We start from the raw sequence: 20,824 nt of genomic DNA on the forward strand, positions 1-20,824 counted from the left end.
TAAAGGAGGTGGAGACGACATGGGGCATCCGAGCATTGATTATGGGAGGTATCCGGACAGGGGGATTTTGTGTGTGGATATGAAGAGTTTCTATGCGAGCTGTGCGGCCATTGACCGCGGGCTTGATCCGCTCACAGTCCCGCTTGCTGTAGTTGCGGATACGAACCGGAAGGGGAGTGTCGTATTGGCAGCGACCCCGGCAATGAAAAAGAAATATGGGATCCGCACAGGGAGCCGCCTGTTCGAAATTCCTTCCGCGCCGGAAATTGTCATCGTCTCCGCGCAAATGAGAAAATACTTGGAAGTGTCTACTCAAGTGACGAACCTTTTTCACAAATTCGTCCCGAAAGAAAAGATCCATACGTACAGCGTCGATGAAAGCTTTTTAGAGGTAGGAGATAATAAAGGGAAATTCGGTGTCCCCGAAGAAACGGCTCAAATGATCGTCGATGAATTAAAAGAAACGTTCCATCTGGATGCAGCGATCGGCATTGGCCCAAACATGCTGCTTTCCAAACTCTGTCTCGATCTTGAAGCAAAAAAGAAAGGCATCGCCCGCTGGACGTTTGATGACTTTCAAGAGAAGTTATGGCCGGTCGCTCCCTTGTCGGAAATGTGGGGCATTGGCCCGCGGCTTGAGCATCGGTTGAATCGTATGGGCATCTGGTCTGTCGGGCAATTGGCGAAGTTCCCGCTCGATCGTCTGGAAAAAACGTTTGGTGTGATGGGAAACCAGCTGTACTACCACGCGAATGGTATCGACTTGTCCGACCCCGGAGCTCCGATTATTCACGGTCAGGTGAGCTATGGGAAAAGTCAGATTCTCCTTCGCGATTACCAGGATCCTGAAGAAGTAAAGTACGTCATCCTCGAGATGTGTGAAGAAGTCGCTCGACGTGCAAGGAAAAAAGGCCATGCAGGGAGAACGGTTTCTCTTGGGATCGGCTATAGCAAAAGTGAAGGGGCGGGTGGCTTTCATCGCTCTGTATCTATTGAACATCCGACGAGCATTACGATGGATATTTATCACGCCTGCCTCACTTTGTTCCAACGCTTTTATAATGGCGGAGTCGTCCGCCGCATCTCCGTCACTCTTGGAAACATTACAGAAGATGCCAATGTCCAACTGGACTTGTTTGATGACGGCCGCGATAAAAAAAGGGACCTCGGCTATGCGATGGATGAGATTCGCGAGCGTTACGGGCAGGATATGCTTCTCCGGGCAGTGTCCTGGACAAATGCAGGAACCGCCCGCCACCGCAGTCGTCTGGTCGGTGGACACTATGCAGAATAAACATAACCGTTGCCTCTGAGGCTGAGTTTTCTTACAATAGAAGAAACAGGAGGGATGAACGATGAAACTACGCATCACAGAAGAGGCGAAGCAGCAGCTAGAACACATTCAGGATCCCGAGCGTCCACTCATCCGTCTTTTTTATGACACCGAAGGATGTGGATGCGGCGTGAATGGACTGCCAACCATTCGTTTGGAAAAAGAAGAACGCCCTACAGATCTCAAAGTAGAAAATGATGATTATTCCGTCATTATCGATGATCAGCAAGCCACTTTTTTCAAAAAAGAAATGAAGCTTGATTTCATGAGAGGCACGTTCCGCCTTTCCAGCCCGGACGGCATCCTGAACCCGATCATCCCGATCAAAGACGTGAAAGAAGGGGCGACCGTATGAGTAAGAAAAAGCCGCAACCCGGTTCTCTTGGCGATCAGCTTAATGCTGATGTTTTATCAAAGCTGAAATCCAAAAAGACAGAGCTGAAACAGCAGGCCGATGAACGTGAAGAACAGGAAAAGCAGCGCCGTATCGAAGAGCGCAAGCGAGCAGAAGCAAACAAAAGCTTTGAGGAACTGTTGAATGAAAGTGATCTCAACTGGAAATCCTTCAAAAAATAAGCACTCCGCTATGGAGTGCTTATTTTTTGTGAGGATTTTTGAGTTAAGTCGTTGGGCTAGTGCGCTCCGTTAGGTCGTTATTTGTTTTCGCATCGGACGTTATTCCTTTTAGTTAGGGAGCTATCCATAATTTTCTTTCGGAAAAATTGAAACATTCGGACCATATCGACCGTATAGAAAAGCAGGAGGGAACAAAATGATCGATTTTTTCCTTGTATTCTTCATTGGAACGATAGGTGTGACAATCGCTGTCATCGGGTGTGTTCTTGCGATTGTCCGTAACATTCGATCAACAGGCGAGGAGGAGCGGATTCAACACTTGGAAAAAGAAGTGGAAGCATTAAAGGAGAGTGAACAAGGTGAGGTGTAAGGCATGCGGACGCAGTTGGCCATTTGGAAGAGCACTGCTTTCATCGATAAAAGTCAGCGGCAAGAAAGAATGTCCGCATTGCGGAGAGGAACATTATTCTACGAAACGGTCCTATCATCGTTCAGGGATATTAGCGGTTTCGGCATTTTTTGTGTTTATGTTATTAGTAGAAACGTTTCAAATGCGACTGACATCAGCCCTGTTTTTCGCTGTCTTCCTTTTGTTACTCGTCCTATTTATCCAACCGCTGGTGATTCACTTATCGGATGAGGAAGTCTTGCATAAGGAGTGAGTGTTTGTTGAAAGATTTGTTTTCTCTTCTCAAAGGACAAAAAACAAAGAAGATCAAGCGCTATTCAAAAGAGTTCATCAAAATCCAGGACCATAAAAAAATGGGCATGAAAATATCTGATAAACGAAGGAACCAAAAACTCTATGGTTTGCCCCTCATTCGGGTCATGTTGGAAGAATACGAGGAAAAAGGTCGATTTTTAACCTTGAAGCAATCATTTCAACGCTACATACGACAAATCAGTCTCGCAGCGAGAGGTTTCAGAGGGTGATGTCTTGAATTATAAATATAGCAACACAGAATTATGGGGGAAAAAAGCGCGGGGTTCGTTGGTTAACATTTTCACAGGGGTATTACCGGTAGAAATTTCACTGTATTTGCACGGCCGTGTCGAGCCATTTATCGTTTTCGGATCAGGTGTGATCTTTCTATTAGGGATTTGGCAAATGATTCACTATTACAAAATGCCTGAGCGAGATTATGTGCGCTTGGAAGATGATATCCTCGAGATTCGGCTGGGCATTGCAGATCCGAATACTCGTCTGGCAGATGAAGAAATTGAGCGTATCCAGCAAATGGATGATGTCATTTCTATAAAATCAGCCAAAGGTGAGGACGAGAACATTTACTTAGAAAACTTATCTGAAGAGGACGCAGAAGCTCTTTTAAACGAGTTAAAGCACTACTATGGAAACCGCATGCACACAAGCGGTCATCCAGCTTGATCTACCGTCATTTGAAGATGGAAGCACCTTACTGATTGAACAGAGAGAGGAATAAAAAGATGAGTCAAACGACAGAACATAACAGTAAAGCATGGGACAAGAAAGTGGAAGACGGGGTACGTTACACCCAAAGCGAAACCCCTGAAACAATCGAAAAAGCTCGTTGCGGCAAGTGGTCTATCGGTGTGACCGCAGATCGTCAGGTGCCAAGAGATTGGTTTCCTGAATCGATCAAAGGCATAAAGATTCTCTGCCTCGCATCCGGAGGTGGCCAGCAAGGACCGGTCCTTGCTGCCGCAGGTGCTAATGTTACGGTTTTTGATTTGTCAGAGAAACAACTGCAACAAGACGTGGAGGTAGCTCAACGAGAAGGGCTCGATTTGAAAACCGTTAAAGGGGATATGACAGATTTATCAGCATTTGCTGATGAAACCTTCGACCTCATTGTTCACCCTGTGGCCAACGTATTCATCGAAAATGTCCGCCCGGTATGGAAAGAAGCGGCACGTGTTTTGAAGGATAAAGGAACACTCATTTCAGGCTTTATGAATCCCGTCCTCTACTTGTTTGATGCAGAAAAAGAGGATGAAGGAAAGTTGGAAGTGGCACACAAGATTCCTTACTCCGCACTTGAAGAGGAAGAAGTGAGGGAAGGCGAAACGCTTGAGTTCGGCCACACACTGGAAGATCAGCTTCAGGGACAGACAGATGCAGGGTTTGTCATTGCAGGAATCTATGAAGATGATTTCGGTGGAGGAAGAACCATCGATCATCACATTAAAACAATGCTCGCGACAAGAGCCGTTAAATTAAAGATATAAGGGGCGGTTTATGGTTTCAACAATCATTACGGTGTTGTTTTCCTGCTTAATCGTTGCCGTTGTACTACGCACCGGCTATCGTATGTTTGTGAAAAAACAGTACCCGGATAATTCCTACACACCATTCGATTATGTGAGCGGACAAACAGAAACGCCTTTTCATGAAGAAGATAGGGAAGAGGAAGAAGAAAATGACAAAACAGGGCAGCGTTATGACTAACGCCTGCCCTGTTTTTTAGACTTGAGTTATTAACGAATATGGCAGGGGAAGCAACTTGCTTTCCTGTGGGGGAGCGCCGGGCTTCCTCGGACTACGTCCTGAGGGATCTCGCCTGCCTCCTTTCTCCCACGGGAGTCTCGCAGCTTCCCAACCACCCCTTTGCCAAGCAGAAGTTCTCTTCACAAATCCTGACCTATAGTCAAAAAGCGCTTATAACAAGCTTTTCCATTCATAAAAGCGATAATATACAGAATGTTCTACTTTCCTTACAAGATAAAAGCTTCCTTTTCCGGGCGTGGTTTCGAGATACTCATATAGCAAAGGGGCGGAGGGGAATGGCGCTCCCGCGGAAAGCGAGCTATTCCCCGCAGCACCCACCCCCTTAACAAAAGTCTCGAATTTGAGTCTTCAAGAAAAGGGGGTTTTTTTAACATGAGAAACTTATTGAAAGAAGGAGTTTCTAGCATTTGGTGGAATACGTAAATCGATAGGAGGACGTATCATGAACCATCCACTAATCCGAGTAGGAACCATTTACTTACCCGTCCAGGAAGTTGATAGATCCGCAGTCTGGTATAAAGAAAAGCTTGGAGCAGTCATCCATTATAAGGATGAGCAGAAGGCAATCATTGGCTTAGCGGACATCAGTATTTTCTTGGTAAAGTCTTCACCGGAACAAACATCCAACTTTGTAGATGAGGATGGTAGCGATCGATTTGCTATCACGTTTGAAGTGGATGGAAAAGAAGCTTTGAGGTCTTTACAGGAGGAATTAAAAGACAAAGGCGTCGAAGTGGGAGAAATCGAAGACAGGGGTCACCCTGGTTTGAATTTTGTATTTGAGGATGTAAACGGAAATCGTTTGGATGTCTGGAGTGAGTTAAGTCCTGATTATGGAGGATGATACTTGTTGGCTTGTGACAGGTAGGTGAATCCCCTTAAAATTTATAGATATCGTCGTTTTACAGGAGGGATCGTAATGATCCAGGCATTCGTTTTATTTCTACTAGCAGGAGTAGCTGAAATCGGAGGAGGGTATTTGATTTGGCTCGCCATCCGTGAAGGGAAGCCGCTTTCCTGGGGGATTGCCGGAGGATTCACCCTTGCCTTGTACGGGGTGATCGCTACGTTTCAAAGCTTCCCATCCTTTGGTCGTGTGTACGCCGCCTATGGCGGGGTGTTCATCATTCTTTCTGTGTTGTGGGGTTGGGGCGTGGACCGTAAGACCCCTGATTTTTATGACTGGATTGGTGCGGGGATTTGCCTTATAGGCGTATGTGTCATGTTATTTGCGCCAAGACAATAGGGGATGAGAACAGAATGTAGATTACTTAAGGATCATGACGCAGAAAGTGGGCCGTAACGAATGGAATGAAGAAGTTAAACAAGCATTACACTACATGGGTTATCGTCCGAAAAGCTTCCTTGCAGCGTATGAAGAATATCAATACGCTAGAGAAGTGCAGGGATATTGAAGGGAAGCCCAGCCCTTACAACAATCTCTGCCAGTGGTTGTCATTAGCGCTAATCATCCTTCTGAACATTGGCGGGAGTATCAGCAGTTATTAGTAGAACTGACCCTGTGCACAGATCAGGTTTTCGCTGATACCGGCCACTCTGTTCATTTAGAGAACCCGGACCTCATCGTTGGTAAGGTTCTTAAACTAATCCAACAAACTTCACGAAAAAATCAGTGGCATAGTTAAGGGCGGTCTTCGAATCGTTCTTCTGGCTTCTGGAAGAACGTGTGCTTCGTTTGGGAGGCGAACTCGATTTCTTCCAACGTCCGGCAATACTCCGGTTCAATATCTCCACTCAATTCCTTTGCATTCTTTTTCATCAAATCCAGAACGTGTACACTCCTGAACCAATCCCCTGTTTCCGCTTCTGCATGGACCCAATCCTCCCACACAATCTCAAGCCTGGGACTGTAAATTTTAGGACCGTTCTGCTTTCGTTTGCATGGGCTCACGGTCATTTCATGAACGTGACCCGGTGGTGTTTCGTTGATATCATTGAACAGCTGCGGCCAATAATCCTTGCGCGAGCCTGTGTGTGCATGAGCGGAGCACCATTGTGCAATTTGATCTAAGCGTGACCGAACACCATAAAGAAGCTCATAAAGGGATCTTCCGAGGAGAATGCGTTCATCCACGGCCGAAAAGTGGTGGACTGTTCCACCTACAAGGTTTATCTTTTGCTGAATGGGTGTCACATAAGGGAAAAGGATATGGTTCATGGAAAGCACATCTTGAAGCTTGAACATCACTTTATCCATAACAGTCGCCATATACAGGTGATTTCTTATGACCCGATTTTCGATATAATGCTGTTCATTGACGATTAGCGCTTTAGTCAGTTCTTCGCTGTTTCCGTTTTTCCAATAGCGTTCCCAAAAAGGCTTCATGAATTTGGAAACATTCAACGCATCTAATAGGTGGTAGAGAGGGCGTCCATGCTTCAAGCTGGCATCATACAACAATAGTTGTGGATAGGCATCTTGAAAAATGAGCCAGTTTCCCCGTTCTAAGAAAACGAAAAAGTCTGTTCCTTCCTTTCCTGTCAAAAGCTTTGGCAGGTATTCACCCTTCAGGTCAGTCATGTTCCAGCCGGCGTTTCTAGATACAAGATGGGCGAGCAATGCCCAATGAATCTCAGGATGCTTTTGAAAAAAATGAAGGTACGCCATCGTACGTGTCACGTTATTCCGATTTTTCTCCTGAGTGATTCTCCTAATTTCCCTCACCAGCGTTTCTTCCTCTGTCGTCAATGAAGACGGGCTTGACTTCAATGCGGCCTTCAGGTCTTTTTTCAGCATGCGCCACTTGGATGAAAACACTTCCTTCTCACCTCCTACTCTGAATATATTTCTGAAACGATAGCAACATGATTAACTTAGTATTTGACCTCTATCCTTCTCTATGTAAAAAAAGGAAGGAATTTCAAAACAGGTAGCGAATTTTAAGAGAAGGAGGAGCGAGATGGGATTCAGAGAGGGATGAAAATGGTCGGTTCTTAACCTGGTTGGACAGTCATTCGGAGGAAAGGGTCTGTTGAAAAATCCATTTAGGAGGGAATCATATGGAGCAACGTGTGATGTGGAATCATTTGGAGTCGGCTGGGGCGGAACATTTAACTTTGAGAACGTTCACCAATCACATGGAGGTACGAGGAACGGTATTGCTTGTTGATCAGGGAGTGCCGCACCATCTTTCTTATGAGTTGAAGCTCGGATTGGATTGGAAGACCAAAAAGGTGAAGGTTTATCAAGATCAGGAGACGGAACCTTTTGTTGTCCAGGCGGAAAATCAGGATAAATGGTGGATCAATGGAAAATACGATGAGAACCTGGATGGTGCGACGAACGTCGATATGACCATTACTCCTTTTTCGAACACCTTGCCGATCAATCGTGTGACTTGGCATGTAGGAGAACGACGGACGTTCAAAATGGTTTTTATCGATGTATTAAGGAAAGAAGTATGTCCACTGCTCCAAGTATACACGTATCTAGGAGACAACGATGGCTATAGGATTTTTCAATACCGTTGTAGAGATTATGAGACCGCTTTAGTCATTGATGAACAAGGTTGGGTCGTTGAATATCCTGGTGCCTTCGAACGCAGAGCTCTTCTTACGAATGGTAACCGGAGGATAGAAAAACAACCGCAGCCTTTACTAGCCAATGCCCCCTCAGGATCGGAAGGGTTTTATTGAAATTTGTAAGGGTGTTCTTGGTTTTTAAAATAAAACATGTCACATAGAAGCGTAATGAAGAGGAATTCTTCATTACGTTTTTTTCTGTGTGAAGTGATCCATTATCAAAGTTCTGGGTATTTGACTTGCACACAAAAAAAGCCCAGTTTTCATAGGATAGGTTGATGACTTCTAAAAGGAGGTTGATTGGGTTGTATCGGAATCAATATGGATATACATTTAACTCTTATGGGTATGATGGTTACTTTCGCGTCCAAAGTGACCAATCAATCGTCAAAGATATTGAAAAAGCGATTAACGGGGAGTACAGTGCGATTGCCTGCTACAATAAATTGGCTGATTTAGCTCCTACACAGCAGGCAAGACAGCAGATTTATGAGATTCGTCAGGATGAAATTCGTCACTACGAGGCTTTCACTAGTATTTATAAGCAACTGACCGGAAAACAACCCTCCCCGAAAATCGATGCCCCTTGCTCCGAACAATACAGGGAAGGGATAGATGCAGCATTTATTGATGAACAAAAGACGACGGACTTCTATCATGAAATAGAACGGAAAGCGCAGGATCTTTCCATCAAAGAAACGTTCCGCCAGGCGGCGGCTGATGAGCAGAACCATGCGGTATGGTTTCTTTATTTTCTTTCGCATCCCAAAAAGGATCGTGCCCAGATCAGACAGCAGGATTATGGGGCAACAGGTGCTTTAAATGCTTCTTCATTAACATTCCAAGACATGTTGACTTATGCCATCCAGGATGAATACCTTGCCCAGGCCCGGTATGATGCTATCAGAAGGGAGTTTGGTGATATCCAGACGTTCGTCCGTATACAGGAAGCGGAGAAGCGGCACATCACTGCTCTGAATACACTTTTCACAAGGTATCAATTTCCTATACCGTCCGATAATGCCAGTCAATATGTAATCACTCCTGACAGTGTCAAAGCGGCATATGCTGCTGGTGTGGAGGGGGAAATCGAAAACATTTCCATGTATGAGAAGTTCTTATTGTATGAGTTGCCAGAGGATGTGAGAACGGTTTTTACACAGTTAAGGAATGCATCATTGAATCACCTCGCAGCCTTCCGGCGAGGTCTTGCACGTTTTGAAGATTCATAAGAGCTGCATGACAGCTCTCTTTACATAAGTCTTTGAACCCATCAGAAGCAAATGCCTGTGGACTGCGGAAAAATTATCTGTTTGTGTACACGGATATAAATCGACTATTGATGTAGAACAGTATTACAATTAGAATAATATGTAAGCGCTTAATTATAAAGTTAAAGGGAGAGGGTATCCGATGCATGTTCCATTGATATTGACAGAGTTTCTGGACAGAGCGGTACAGTTATATGGGGAGAAACCGGCAATCATTGATGATGATTGGACTTTGACTTACCGGGAATTGAACGCTCGCGTCAATCAGTTATCAAGAGGGCTTGAATCTTTGGGAGTAAAGAAAGGGGACAAGGTTGCTTATCTAGCTCCGAATTCGTCGGAGATGCTGGAAGGGTTCTATGGTGTCTTTCAACTGGGGGCGGTGATGACTCCGTTAAATACAAGATTGAAACCGGCAGACTATCGATTCATTTTAGAGCACAGTGAAAGTAAAGTGCTTCTCGTCGATCATACTCTCCTGCCGCTGGTGCAAGAGGTTGTACAAGGGCTTCCTTCTATAGAAAAAGTGATTGTTCATGGGGATTCTTCCAGTGAAGGGTATGAGTCGTGGCTCTCCCAGTTTTCATCCGACCGTTTTGAACGGGAGCATGTAGAAGAGACAGACATCGCCTCTTTACTCTATACGAGTGGAACGACGGGAAATCCTAAGGGGGTATTGTTAAGTCATCGCTCCAACTATCTCCATGCTTTATCATCCATGCATCACCTAAGGGTTACGGATCAGGATACTCTCCTCCATGTGCTGCCTATGTTCCATGTCAACGGCTGGGGATCTCCTTTTTATTATACGGCGAATGGTGCGACACAAGTGATGCTTCGAAAAACAGATCCTGAATTGATCCTGGATAAAGTAGAGGAGCACCAAGTTTCCGTGCTACATATGGCGCCGACTGTATTAAACATGGTGATCGGCGCTTACGAAGAGAAGCGGCCATCCATTGATCAGGACGTAAGAGTCGTGATCGCCGGTTCTGCTCCGCCGCCGGCGTTTGTCCGTAAAGTGGAGGAAGATTTGAAATGGAAATTCATTCAGGTGTACGGGATGACGGAAATCTCACCGCTCATTACTACCTCGGAACTTCGGTCGATGGACATCGATCGGCCAGCGGAAGAACGTTACCGGTTGAAAGCAAAGGCTGGTTACAGCATGATCGGCAGCCAGGTGAAGGTCGTAGATGAGCTGGGAGATGAAGTTCCGAGTGATGGAATATCCATTGGGGAAATCGTGACAAAATCAAACAACGTGATGGAAGGGTATTATAAAAACGTGGAAGCGACCAATGAGACGATAAGGGATGGGTGGCTTCATACGGGAGATATGGCAGTGGTTGATGAGGGCGGGAATATTGAAATCGTCGATCGTAAAAAAGATGTGATCATAAGCGGAGGAGAAAACATATCTTCCATCGAGGTGGAGGCGGCCTTATACGAACACCCTTCCATACTTGAAGCTGCTGTTGTAGCTGTGCCAGATGAAAAGTGGGGCGAGGTACCCCATGCGGTAGTGGTGGTGAAAGAAGGAGAAATCCTCTCTGAAGAAGAAGTGATTCTGTTTTGCCGGGAGAAGTTGGCGCATTTCAAAGCACCAAAGAGTGTATCTTTTATCGAAGAATTACCAAAGACTGCTTCTGGAAAGATCCAGAAAGTCATCATCCGCAAGAAGTTTTGGAAAGACCAGAATCGAATGATCAATTAAAGAATGTTCCATTAGCCTAAAGCTGCTGCTTTAGGCTTTTCTTGTTATGAACAGCTTCTAATCGAATTCAGCAGGTGGTGGGCTAGGCATAAGCCCTTTTTCTGGAAAAGAGCCTCGTTCTCTGCTTAAATATTCATTGGTAACAAGAGGAGGTTTACTTGTTGACATACATACCGTGCAGGGTATAAAATGATCTTAGTTCAAGACAAAGGAGGAACATCATGTCATTCGTGTTGATCGTAACGTTAATCGTGGGGACGGGGCTCTTCATCCTTCATAGATACTTGCCGGCTTCCCATGTCAAAAAGATGGATATGTCCGAAGTAACGTCTGAAGATGGCATGGTCGTTCCCGTTGATACGAGAGATTATCAAACGTCATCTCAGGATAAATTGGGGCAGGCTGTTTGTCTGCCGCTGGCTTATTTAGAAAGACATCATCAAGATATACCACAGCGACCGATTGTACTCATTTGTTCAGATGAAGTTGAAAAGAATTTGGCAGCAAGACTACTGAAGAGAAAAGGGTATGAAGTGATTGGTTATACCATTCCAACCCAGCAACAGGAGTGCCGGGCGATGCCATGTATGATTGAAAAATAAGAGGTGAAACAAATGGAAGCTATTCTCCCGTGGGGAATCGGATTGTTACTCGGTTGGTTCATCATTAGAAAGCTGTTGCCAGCCCAAGGTGTTCAAAATATAACTGTCCAGGAAGCAAAAGAGCGTTTGAAAGAAAAAAATGTCCAATGGGTTGATGTCCGTACGCCCGCAGAGTATCGGACAAATCATAAAAAACCGTTTAAAAATATACCTCTCTCCGATCTTTCAAAACGAACAGGGGAGCTGGACCGTAACAAAGAAGTCGTCTTAATCTGCCAAAGCGGAATGAGAAGTACAAACGCAGCGAGAGTATTGAAAAAGAAAGGTTTCGAAAACATCACCAATGTACGAGGCGGGATGAGTGCTTGGGGCTGAGAAATACCCTCTAAAAAGATCAGGGGAAATCCTGGTCTTTTTTTATTTTTCTGAAACTTTCACTTGAGACTTATCGTACATACAGGTAATGGGGTGATGATATGTTTTGGCTTTATATTATACTTGGTACTGCTTCCGGTATTGGCGTTTTTCTGTTTTTTAACTGGTTGATGGGGTATCGTAAAGGCCATATACAAATGGATTTTGATGAACGTTATATGAATCATCAAGCGTATATTGAAGCGATTAGTGCAGAATTAAGGGATAGAGGATATAAAGACGTCCACTATAAGGGAGACCATGTTTTTATTGTGGACGGAAAAGCTTATGTATTCTTTGAAAGGAATGTTCCTATGGGGGGCGTTCCTTTACAGCGGACGATACTGAAACCTCAAAAATGATGAGGATTGACCAGCTCCGGTAAGGGGCTGGTTTTTTCCGTTTTTTAGCTTGGATAAGAGAGCTTTTTTACCCGCAAACTAATTAAAAAAGAAAGGGGGCTTCCCTTGAAGAAAATCATCCTGTATCTTTCGCTTTTTCTCATTGTTTTTCAATTGAGTGTTGTAAGCGTTTACGCAAAAAACCATACAAGAAATTATTATGAACAGCAGGGGACGGCGATTTGGGATGTTCCGATTTCATCAAAGTATATCGCCATTACTTTTGATGATGGTCCAAGTTCTGAGTACACGCCTGAAATTCTGGATATTTTACAGGAGTACAACGCAAAAGCCACCTTTTTTGTAGTTGGATCAAGAGCTCAGGAGAATCCCTCGATCATCAAGTCGATGGTGAAAAGTGGTCACGAGCTTGCTAACCACAGCTTTCATCACCCTGACTTTACAGGGATCACGAAAGAAGAGCTGATTCATGAAATGGACAATACAGCAGAAGTTCTTGAGAGTTTGACAGGAGCTCCTCCGAGGTTGTTTCGTCCACCAGGAGGTGTGTATAACGACATTATTGTCAATACAGCCAATGAGGAAGGGTATATGGTTGTTATGTGGTCGTGGCATCAAGATACGAGAGACTGGAAAAGGCCTGGTGTCCACAATATCGTAAAAACCGTATTAAACAACACGAGGAATGGGGACATTGTCCTTTTTCATGATTTTGGTGGCGATCGTTCGCAGACGATTGAAGCATTAAAGCAGATTCTCCCTCAATTGAAAAAGGAAGGGTATCAATTCGTAACTGTCTCAGAATTACTTCAAAAACATTCCAAATACAATCTCCTCCATGGAGTCAATGGAGTAGAATGATCCCCTGATCTTAAAAGATGGGGATCTTTTTTTGTTTTTTAATAAAAAACACGATGGGACTGCCTTTCCAGGAAACTTAAGAAAATCCCAATCATACCCTATGTTAAGAAACCTGACATTTATAGTTGTGTAAATATTGCGACTTTGATACAATGCTTAATAACATAAAATGTTATAAAATCTAACATAAGGGGAGTCAAGAGAATGGATGCAACTTTTTTAATGAACAATCTTTGGATCATCGTCTGTACGATCCTCGTTTTATTGATGCAGGGAGGATTTATATTACTGGAAGCCGGGTCGACACGAATGAAAAACGCGGGTCATATTGCAGGGAAGACGGTTTTTACTATAGGTATTGTTTCTGTGGTATTCTGGGCATTAGGATATGGCCTGATTTATGGTGAAGGAAATGGATTTATTGGCTTCTCTAACTTCTTTTATGGTGATGCAACGACGATGGGAGAAGGTCTTGCGGGATCCACAGACTTTCTATTCCAGCTAGCGTTTGCGGCCATTGCGATGACGATTGCTTTCGGTGGATTTGCTGAAAGAGCAAAACTTGTCGCCTACGTCATTTTCGCTATTTTATTTTCTATTCTCGTTTATCCTGTGATTGCTCACTGGATTTGGGGCGGCGGCTGGTTAGGTGAACACGGGAAGCAGGATTTCGCCGGTTCAACGGTTGTCCACTTGACAGGTGCTATGGCAGCTTTAGCGGCAACGATTATTTTGAAACCCCGGATCGGGAAATACAACAAAGATGGTTCTTCCAATGAAATTGCCGGCCATAACCAAGTGTTTACAGCATTAGGTGTCCTCCTCTTGTGGGTCGGCTGGTTCGGATTTAATGCAGGAAGTACATTCGGCGTTGCAGATGCATTCTTTGGTTATGTCGCTCTTAACACCCAATTGGCAGCAGGTGCTGGTGCTATCGGTGCGATGCTGATGGTTTGGGCCGTCACAGGAAAAGCGGATGTACCGACTACGCTGAATGGTGCTCTTGCCGGTCTTGTAGCGATTACAGCTTCGTGTGCTTTCGTTGAACCTTGGGCCGCGGTATTAATCGGCTTGATCGGTGGAGGAATTGTATTCTTCAGCATGCGTTTCTTTGATAAAAGGAAAATTGATGACCCGATCTTCGCTCTCTCTGTTCATGGTGTCGTCGGTGTATGGGGAACGCTGTCGAACGGTCTGTTTGCAACACCAGAGCTTGCTTCTGTAGGTCGCCCCGGCTTGTTTTACGGTGGTGGATTCGAGCAGCTTTGGGTACAGACGCTCGGAGTTGTAAGTAGTGGGTTGTATGCGTTTATCGTTTCTTTCATCATTCTGAAAATCATGGATAAGGCGATGGGTGGACTTCGTGTATCTGAAGAGGAAGAAATCATGGGTCTCGATTTAAGTGAGCACGGTGGCTATGGTTATCCAGAGAATTTAACGCCTCCTCAAAAGACGAAATCAGGAGCATAAAGACGTAATGAAAAAGGATGGAATGAATGTTTAAGACATATGAAGAAATCAGAGTATGGCGGGAAGAGATGATTGAATCTGTAAGCGGTGATCATTTGCAGTTGAATGCTTTTCACGACCAATTGATTCATCATACTTTCCATCTGGCAAAAGAAAAGGTTGAACGTGAGCAGGGGCCTCCTCCTGCTCCTTTTGCATTTTTTTTGATGGGAAGTGCCGGAAGATATGAGCAGTCGTTATGGAGTGATCAAGATCATGGCATTATTTTTGATGGGGATGAGAAGCACCAGGACTATTATTTAGTGTTGGGGAAAGAAATCAGAGAAGGGATGGCTGTCGTCGGTTATGAGAGGTGCGAGGGGAATGTGATGGCTTCCAATCCATTATGGTGTCAGTCCGTGGAATTGTTCACGGTGCAGATTACAGAGTGGTTGAAAGAGGCGGAGTGGCAGGCGCTGCGTCATTTCCTTATATTCTTTGACTCCAGAGTGTTGGTGGGGGAACGAGATCTGCTGTTTCAAGTCAAAAAGGCATCTTTTGCGGTGATCGATGAAGAACCAGCGCTTTTGACTAGGTTGCTGGATAATGTCAATTACGTAAAAAAGGGTGTAGGAGTTTTTGGGCAGCTGCTACCGGATTACAGTGGTGAGAAAAAGGGGCATTTCAATCTGAAACAGACGGTCTACTTTCCTTACATTAACGCTTTAAGAATTCTGTCCCTTTTTCACCATGTCACTAGTTCTTCAACGTTATCAAGATTTGAAGCGCTGCGTTCTCTTTATCCCACTCTTTCTGAATATGAAAATGATTTCCGACAATTCCTGCAGCAAAGATTGAAACTGAAAAAAGATGCGGAGGATTACCAGCATGTCCACGTGATCAAAGTGGAACAGTTAATGAAAGAGGAAAAACAGGAATTGAAAAAGCAGGTCAAACGGGCTCAAAAACTCCATCAAATGGCGAAAACCATCATTAAAGAGGGTCGAAGATGAACCCTTTTGTACAGTTTGTAAAAGATTTGTCCGGTAAAATCGGCGGTGGTTTCTCTTCATTGAATCAGAATGATCCGTCGAATATGGCTTATTTAAGGAACCTTGAGAGAGAGATGAAAAACGCAAATACTCTCGACCTTCCTTTTGATGATTTAAGTATTACGGTTTTCGATTTGGAAACGACCGGCTTTTATCCTTACAATGGTGATCAGATTTTGTCTATAGGGGCGGTAAAAGTAAAGGGAGATCAAATAATCGACAGCCAAACGTTTTACACCTTGGTCGGAACAGATGCTGCGCCATCTAAGGATATTGAAGAGTTGACGGGGATTACAAGCAGCATGATCGAAGACGCCCCACCACTGCGTGACGCTTTGAAGAGTTTCTATCAGTATGTGAAAGCGGATTTGCTTGTCGCTCATCATGCGAATCATGAAAAGCAATTCATGAATCATGCGACATGGATCGCCTTGAAAAAAAGGTTTCAGCATAGAATTGTCGATACCGCCTTTTTAACAAAGGTTCTTCCTAACCAGCAAGGGCTGTTGACGCTAGATGAATGTTGTGAGCATTTTGGGATTGGTATTCAAAAAAGGCACCATGCGCTTTATGATAGTTTGGCAACCGCTGAATTATGGGTGGCCTGTATCAAACAATTAAAGAAAGAAGGATATACCAACTTGAATGAAATCTACACAAAAATTGCTACGATGGAATGAGGCGATTGTCCCAAAAGGGACAATCGCATTTCTGTAGTCGGAACCATCTTTGGTTAGCCATGTGTTGCACCAATGGTATTCATAGGATAGAAGAGAAGCGGAGCCCCTCTGGAGCTTCGTTTTCCTTTTTAGAAAAAGGAGAAACGCATGCGGAAGTAGAATGACTACGTTAGGGAAGCAGCAGGGAAAAGAGGAATGAAGATGAATGCAACAATCAAAGATGTAGCTAAGCAGGCGAACGTCTCCATCGCGACCGTTTCAAGAATCCTGAATCAGTCTTCCAAAGGCTACTCAGAGCAAACACGTCAGCAAGTGATGAAGGCTGTGGATGAACTAGGGTATCGACCAAACGCGCTTGCGAGAGGCTTGATTAATAAGAAGACACAAACCATCGGGGTATTATTCCCGGAAATATCAGGGATGGTCACTTCCGAACTCCTGCATGGGATTGAAGAAATGGCTCATCATCTTGGGCAGAGTGTGATTGTCTGCAACACGGCATCTCAAGGTGAAAAGACGTTAAAGTACCTCAACCTCCTTGATGAAAAGCGTGTGGAAGGAATGGTATTCGCAAGCGAAGTCCTGACCGATGAGTACTACGAAGCTTTAAAGAAAATGCATGTTCCTACAGTGCTTGTTTCGACAAAGTCTGCGAAGTATTCTCTTCCTTACGTAAAAGTAGATGACCATGATGCTTCGTATGCAGCAACTTCCTACTTAATAAAAAAAGGGCATAAAGAGATCGGGATGATCAGTGGTATGGAAGAGGATCCTATTGCGGGGAGCCCTCGTATCAGAGGGTTCAAAGCAGCTCTTGAAGATCATGATCTTCGGAGTGATGCCGTGATTGATGCGCGTGGGTTTTCTTTTGAACATGGAAAAGCAGCTTTTCCTGAACTTATACGAGAGCACCCGCTCTTGACGGCAGTTTTCGCAGCGAGTGATGAAATGGCGGTGGGGGCCCTTTCGTCTGCTTATGAGTGGAAGATTCCAGTCCCGGAGGATCTTTCGATTATTGGTTATGACAATAGTAAAATAGCTGAAATGTCCATCCCTCCTCTCACGACCATCGCCCAGCCGCTTAGAGAAATGGGAGAAAAAGCGGTGGAAATGTTGTCTGGAATGATGAAGTCAGGGACGAACCCTCAGAGCATCATCATGCCCCATCAAATAATCGAGCGACATACCGTCCGCGACCTTACTTAGGTCGCGGTTTTATTTTGGTGAGGTTAAACGTTTACTCGAAAGCAGAAGTTGCGATGATCTTCTGACACAGTACTATTGTTTTAATTTTCAGAATTTGGTAGACAAGATTTATGTAACCGCTTACAATAAGTTTAGAGTAAACGTTTACCTTGATTTCCAAAATTATAATAAAGGAGAATCCTCATGGCCACACCCAAACAAGTGAAGAAGGGGCAATCTAACCTGCGCGTACCTCTTGCCGTTTTGTCAGCCATTGCTGTTTCAACATGCATTACCACCTCCGTTTCTGCTCAGGATAGTTCATTTACTAGACAAGGTGCAGGCCCGATGTATTTTTCTACCTATGAACATCAGCATGATAAAAATACATACATGCCGGAAGACAGATTCAAAGCGAATATCGACTGGATGGCGGAAAACTTTAAAGCTTATGGATACGACATGATTGCTACGGATGGATGGATTGAAGGCGCAACATTACTCAATAAGAATGGGTATGTCGTTTCTCATAACGATAACTGGATGTCCCGACCGTTGAATATGGAAACAGGTGAATTCGAAAGGAAGGGATTGCTGCTTAACGGTGACTTTGAGCTTGGGAATGCAGAAGGATGGACCATTGAGACGGAGGCTTTTTCCGGAGTGGACGCGAATGATGCTTATGATGGACAAAAATTATATGTCTATCATCCAGATCCTTTCACAGCAAAAGTTTCACAGACAGTAGAAGGATTAGAAAATGGAAGTTACACAGTAGAGGCCCGGGTGAAGTTTCCTAATGATACGGACAATTATACCAACGGGACGAGCCAAGCTTTCATGAAGCTGAACGGTTTTAATGGGGGCATGGAGCATGTGTTACGTTTGGATGAAGGTTTGACCAATGAATACGATGAGCCTCGATATGGACTATTTACAATGGATGCAGATGTGGTGGACGGAAAGCTCACCATCGCCTTCGACATTGATGCAGCCGGTGAGCACAGTTCTTTTCAACTTGATGATGTGAAACTCTATAAAGCAGGACAGAAAGACGAAGAAAGCTCTTTTCAATATCCTGCAGAAAAATATCCGGAAGGCCATACGTGGAAGTTTTGGGGAGATTACATCAAACAGCGAGGCATGGACTTCGGCATTTATTATAACCCTCTGTGGGTGAGTCCGGAAGTCGTGGAAAATCCGGATCAATACATTGTCAAAGGCACGGAAAATAATCCGGACGGGCCTACCTATGTCGCTGAATTGATCGACCAGGGAGATCCGGATGACCCGACAGATGGGGACCGGTTCAATGGAGGACAGGGGAATGCTCGCGCGTTGTACTGGGTGAATGTAGAGCACCCCGATGCGGAGAAATATATCAAAGGATATATTGATTTCTTCAAGGAGCAGGGAGCGGACTTTCTGCGCGTCGATTTCCTCTCCTGGTATGAGGATGGAACAGACCCGAATATCGGTCGAGTTGGTAAAGCTCATGGAAGAGAACATTATGAAACCCAGTTAAAGTGGATGTCAGAAGCGGCAAAGGAAAATGAAATGTTCTTAAGCCTTGTCATGCCGCATTTGTACAATCATGGAGAACTTGAGCTTCAATATGGGGATATGATCCGCATCAATGAAGATTCATTCGGAGGTGGGTGGGATCATATTAGTGCCCGCAGGCAGAGATGGCAGGAAGGGTGGTCCCAGTGGGCCAATTCTTTCCAGGGTTTTACCGGCTTTTCGGACATCAGCGGTCGATCAAGCATGATTTTGGATGGTGATTTTCTTAAGTTGAATACTTTCAGCGGAGATCATTCAGAGAATGAAAAGAAGACGACCCTCTCCCTCTATACCATGGCTGGATCACCGATTGCCATCGCAGACCAATTTGATACGATTGGCGACAACTATAAGTATTACCAAAACTCGGAGTTGATTGAATTCAACAGACGAGGGTTCGTAGGCAAACCCATTTATTATACAGGAGATCATTATAGTCAAGACGGAAGCCGGGATAGTGAGCGGTGGGTCGGGCAGTTTCCGGACGGTTCATGGGCTGTCGCCTTGTTTAACAGAAGTGATGAAATGCGCTCGTATCAATTCGACTTTCATAAAGAAATAGGCGTGGAACGGGGGTTCGTCCGTGATGTCTGGAAACAGAAAGATTTAGGTATGCAGTCGGGTCATGCGGTAACGCTTGAACCACATGATAGTGTCGTTCTGAAAGTGACGCCTGAGCATACGGAGAAAGTATTACAAGCAGAAACAGCCTCTTATTCGAAAGGAATCGTATTTTCTAAAGCGGAAGACAGTCATGAAGGGTTCGGTTATTTACAGGATGTAGGTCCGAACGATGAGCAGATCACCTATGCGATCGATGCCAATGAAACAGGAGATTACATGATAGATTTGAAATATTTTGCGACTGGAGAGACAGAGGCCTTCGTTCAAGTGAGAAATGAAGAGGAGGGAAGTATGATCGATCGTGAATCGGTCATGCTTTCTCAAGCAGACGGGAATTGGGCGGACCAAACCGTGAAGATCAAATTAAATAAGGGTACGAATATCGTTCAAGTAGGGTCAGAGCAAGGGAACTTCAGTCTGGATTCTGTTTCCATCAGGAAAGCTGGTCCTCACAATGGGGTTGAAACGCTGGATCTCTCTCAATGGACCAGAGGCAACATATCGAACACGCACCTGGAAGAGGATCAAATGGTTTTCAAAGGGAACAAGGCCTATGTCTCAGAATCATGGTACTACCAAGCTGTGGGGAAAGGCTTTTATACGGTGAGCGCGGATGTGGATATTGAAGGGGAAGCAAAAGGGGTATGGTATGTCCGGGATGGGGAAAAGGTTCACAAGCGGACATTTACTCCGGATACAAAAAAAGTCACGATTCACAATGTCGTTTCTAAAGGAGACAAGGTTTTGAAAATAGGAGCTTCAATTGACGGGGCTGGGGCAAGTGCTGTGCGCCTTTCAAACGTCAGATTGGAGAAAAGTGATAATCATAATGAACATTTTCGCATTCTGAAAAGGAACAAGATGAAGCTTGAAGTGGAAAGAGAGGAAAAAATGGAAGGGATGTCCTTACTGCATTTGGAAGATGTGGACACACCGAGAAAAATACATGCGGCTGATGGAAAATACGAACTTGTCGCAAAAGAAAGTGATTTGTGGGCTAGACCGAAGGCTTATTATTATGATAAAGAAAATAGACAACTGTGGGTGAACGTCCCGGAAGATGAAACGGAAAAAATTCAAATAAAGCTCGAATGAAGAAATCCA

General features: G+C 44.5%; 26 protein-coding genes. 25 read left to right on the top strand and 1 reads right to left on the bottom strand.

Features of this window, described 5'->3' with window-relative positions; translation table 11 throughout:
• Nucleotides 1–19 precede the first annotated feature (19 nt).
• From VKA52_RS16265 to VKA52_RS16325, 13 genes are all read left to right on the top strand, one after another.
• Complete coding sequence (locus tag VKA52_RS16265; RefSeq protein ID WP_206945634.1) at nt 20–1,294, top strand: Y-family DNA polymerase; 1,275 nt, start codon at nt 20–22, stop codon at nt 1,292–1,294.
• A 61-nt stretch (nt 1,295–1,355) separates the two neighbouring features.
• Nucleotides 1,356–1,688 carry an iron-sulfur cluster biosynthesis family protein gene (locus VKA52_RS16270; RefSeq protein WP_160915644.1) on the top strand — a complete coding sequence of 111 codons (333 nt, stop codon included), beginning with the start codon at nt 1,356–1,358 and terminating at the stop codon, nt 1,686–1,688.
• A complete protein-coding gene (locus tag VKA52_RS16275) occupies nt 1,685–1,909 on the top strand; it encodes a YqkE family protein (RefSeq protein ID WP_160915646.1) in 225 nt (74 codons plus the stop codon). The genes VKA52_RS16270 and VKA52_RS16275 overlap by 4 nt, the downstream gene beginning before the upstream one ends.
• Nucleotides 1,910–2,105: 196 nt before the next feature.
• The gene (locus tag VKA52_RS16280) at nt 2,106–2,279 is read left to right on the top strand and encodes a hypothetical protein (protein ID WP_160915648.1); all 174 of its coding nucleotides are present in this window, start codon (nt 2,106–2,108) and stop codon (nt 2,277–2,279) included.
• Nucleotides 2,269–2,571: a TIGR04104 family putative zinc finger protein gene (locus VKA52_RS16285; RefSeq protein WP_326316442.1), complete on the top strand. Its 303-nt coding sequence runs from the start codon at nt 2,269–2,271 to the stop codon at nt 2,569–2,571. Before VKA52_RS16280 ends, VKA52_RS16285 begins: the two co-directional genes overlap by 11 nt.
• A 7-nt stretch (nt 2,572–2,578) precedes the next feature.
• Nucleotides 2,579–2,842 (top strand): hypothetical protein, encoded by a 264-nt coding sequence (locus VKA52_RS16290; protein ID WP_326316443.1) that lies wholly within the window; start codon nt 2,579–2,581, stop codon nt 2,840–2,842.
• 58 nt (nt 2,843–2,900) lie between these two features.
• Nucleotides 2,901–3,296 (top strand): hypothetical protein, encoded by a 396-nt coding sequence (locus tag VKA52_RS16295; RefSeq protein WP_326316444.1) that lies wholly within the window; start codon nt 2,901–2,903, stop codon nt 3,294–3,296.
• 59 nt (nt 3,297–3,355) lie between these two features.
• The gene (locus VKA52_RS16300) at nt 3,356–4,117 is read left to right on the top strand and encodes a class I SAM-dependent methyltransferase (protein ID WP_326316445.1); all 762 of its coding nucleotides are present in this window, start codon (nt 3,356–3,358) and stop codon (nt 4,115–4,117) included.
• Nucleotides 4,118–4,127: 10 nt separating this feature from the next.
• Nucleotides 4,128–4,337 carry a DUF3951 domain-containing protein gene (locus VKA52_RS16305; RefSeq protein WP_326316446.1) on the top strand — a complete coding sequence of 70 codons (210 nt, stop codon included), beginning with the start codon at nt 4,128–4,130 and terminating at the stop codon, nt 4,335–4,337.
• A gap of 502 nt (nt 4,338–4,839) precedes the next feature.
• Nucleotides 4,840–5,241, top strand: coding sequence for a VOC family protein (locus tag VKA52_RS16310; protein ID WP_326316447.1), 402 nt, complete (start codon nt 4,840–4,842; stop codon nt 5,239–5,241).
• 75 nt (nt 5,242–5,316) lie between these two features.
• Nucleotides 5,317–5,643, top strand: a complete 327-nt coding sequence (locus VKA52_RS16315) for a YnfA family protein (RefSeq protein WP_160915660.1) — start codon at nt 5,317–5,319, stop codon at nt 5,641–5,643.
• Between the two features lie 34 nt (nt 5,644–5,677).
• Nucleotides 5,678–5,812, top strand: a complete 135-nt coding sequence (locus VKA52_RS16320; protein ID WP_326316448.1) for a hypothetical protein — start codon at nt 5,678–5,680, stop codon at nt 5,810–5,812.
• A 33-nt stretch (nt 5,813–5,845) separates the two neighbouring features.
• Nucleotides 5,846–6,043: a hypothetical protein gene (locus tag VKA52_RS16325; protein ID WP_326316449.1), complete on the top strand. Its 198-nt coding sequence runs from the start codon at nt 5,846–5,848 to the stop codon at nt 6,041–6,043.
• Here the strand turns inward: VKA52_RS16325 and VKA52_RS16330 are convergent.
• A complete protein-coding gene (locus VKA52_RS16330; RefSeq protein WP_326316450.1) occupies nt 6,040–7,176 on the bottom strand; it encodes a DUF2515 family protein in 1,137 nt (378 codons plus the stop codon). The two genes, VKA52_RS16325 and VKA52_RS16330, sit on opposite strands and share 4 nt — an antisense overlap.
• Nucleotides 7,177–7,418: 242 nt before the next feature.
• Between VKA52_RS16330 and VKA52_RS16335 the strand changes: the two genes are divergently transcribed.
• The 12 genes from VKA52_RS16335 (at nt 7,419) to VKA52_RS16390 (ending at nt 20,815) form a co-directional block, all read left to right on the top strand.
• Nucleotides 7,419–8,054 (top strand): putative glycolipid-binding domain-containing protein, encoded by a 636-nt coding sequence (locus tag VKA52_RS16335; RefSeq protein WP_326316451.1) that lies wholly within the window; start codon nt 7,419–7,421, stop codon nt 8,052–8,054.
• Between the two features lie 191 nt (nt 8,055–8,245).
• Complete coding sequence (locus VKA52_RS16340; protein ID WP_326316452.1) at nt 8,246–9,172, top strand: ferritin family protein; 927 nt, start codon at nt 8,246–8,248, stop codon at nt 9,170–9,172.
• Nucleotides 9,173–9,353: 181 nt separating this feature from the next.
• Nucleotides 9,354–10,928, top strand: coding sequence for a long-chain-fatty-acid--CoA ligase (locus VKA52_RS16345; RefSeq protein WP_326316453.1), 1,575 nt, complete (start codon nt 9,354–9,356; stop codon nt 10,926–10,928).
• Nucleotides 10,929–11,149: 221 nt separating this feature from the next.
• Nucleotides 11,150–11,530 (top strand): rhodanese-like domain-containing protein, encoded by a 381-nt coding sequence (locus tag VKA52_RS16350; protein ID WP_326316454.1) that lies wholly within the window; start codon nt 11,150–11,152, stop codon nt 11,528–11,530.
• Between the two features lie 12 nt (nt 11,531–11,542).
• Entirely contained in the window at nt 11,543–11,905 is a 363-nt protein-coding gene (locus VKA52_RS16355; protein ID WP_326316455.1) for a rhodanese-like domain-containing protein, read from the top strand.
• 101 nt (nt 11,906–12,006) lie between these two features.
• Nucleotides 12,007–12,306 carry a hypothetical protein gene (locus VKA52_RS16360; protein ID WP_326316456.1) on the top strand — a complete coding sequence of 100 codons (300 nt, stop codon included), beginning with the start codon at nt 12,007–12,009 and terminating at the stop codon, nt 12,304–12,306.
• Between the two features lie 105 nt (nt 12,307–12,411).
• Entirely contained in the window at nt 12,412–13,167 is a 756-nt protein-coding gene (locus tag VKA52_RS16365) for a polysaccharide deacetylase family protein (RefSeq protein ID WP_160915675.1), read from the top strand.
• A 204-nt stretch (nt 13,168–13,371) separates the two neighbouring features.
• Nucleotides 13,372–14,637, top strand: a complete 1,266-nt coding sequence (locus VKA52_RS16370) for an ammonium transporter (protein WP_326316457.1) — start codon at nt 13,372–13,374, stop codon at nt 14,635–14,637.
• 26 nt (nt 14,638–14,663) lie between these two features.
• Nucleotides 14,664–15,629, top strand: coding sequence for a DUF294 nucleotidyltransferase-like domain-containing protein (locus VKA52_RS16375; protein ID WP_326316458.1), 966 nt, complete (start codon nt 14,664–14,666; stop codon nt 15,627–15,629).
• On the top strand, nt 15,626–16,348 hold the full coding sequence (locus VKA52_RS16380) for an exonuclease domain-containing protein (protein ID WP_326316459.1): 723 nt from the start codon (nt 15,626–15,628) through the stop codon (nt 16,346–16,348). Before VKA52_RS16375 ends, VKA52_RS16380 begins: the two co-directional genes overlap by 4 nt.
• A 201-nt stretch (nt 16,349–16,549) precedes the next feature.
• Nucleotides 16,550–17,554: a LacI family DNA-binding transcriptional regulator gene (locus VKA52_RS16385; protein WP_326316460.1), complete on the top strand. Its 1,005-nt coding sequence runs from the start codon at nt 16,550–16,552 to the stop codon at nt 17,552–17,554.
• Nucleotides 17,555–17,737: 183 nt separating this feature from the next.
• Nucleotides 17,738–20,815 (top strand): hypothetical protein, encoded by a 3,078-nt coding sequence (locus VKA52_RS16390; protein ID WP_326316461.1) that lies wholly within the window; start codon nt 17,738–17,740, stop codon nt 20,813–20,815.
• Nucleotides 20,816–20,824: the final 9 nt, after the last annotated feature.

Source organism: Halobacillus sp. HZG1, assembly GCF_035818575.1.
In the GTDB taxonomy this organism is placed as follows: domain Bacteria; phylum Bacillota; class Bacilli; order Bacillales; family Halobacillaceae; genus Halobacillus; species Halobacillus litoralis.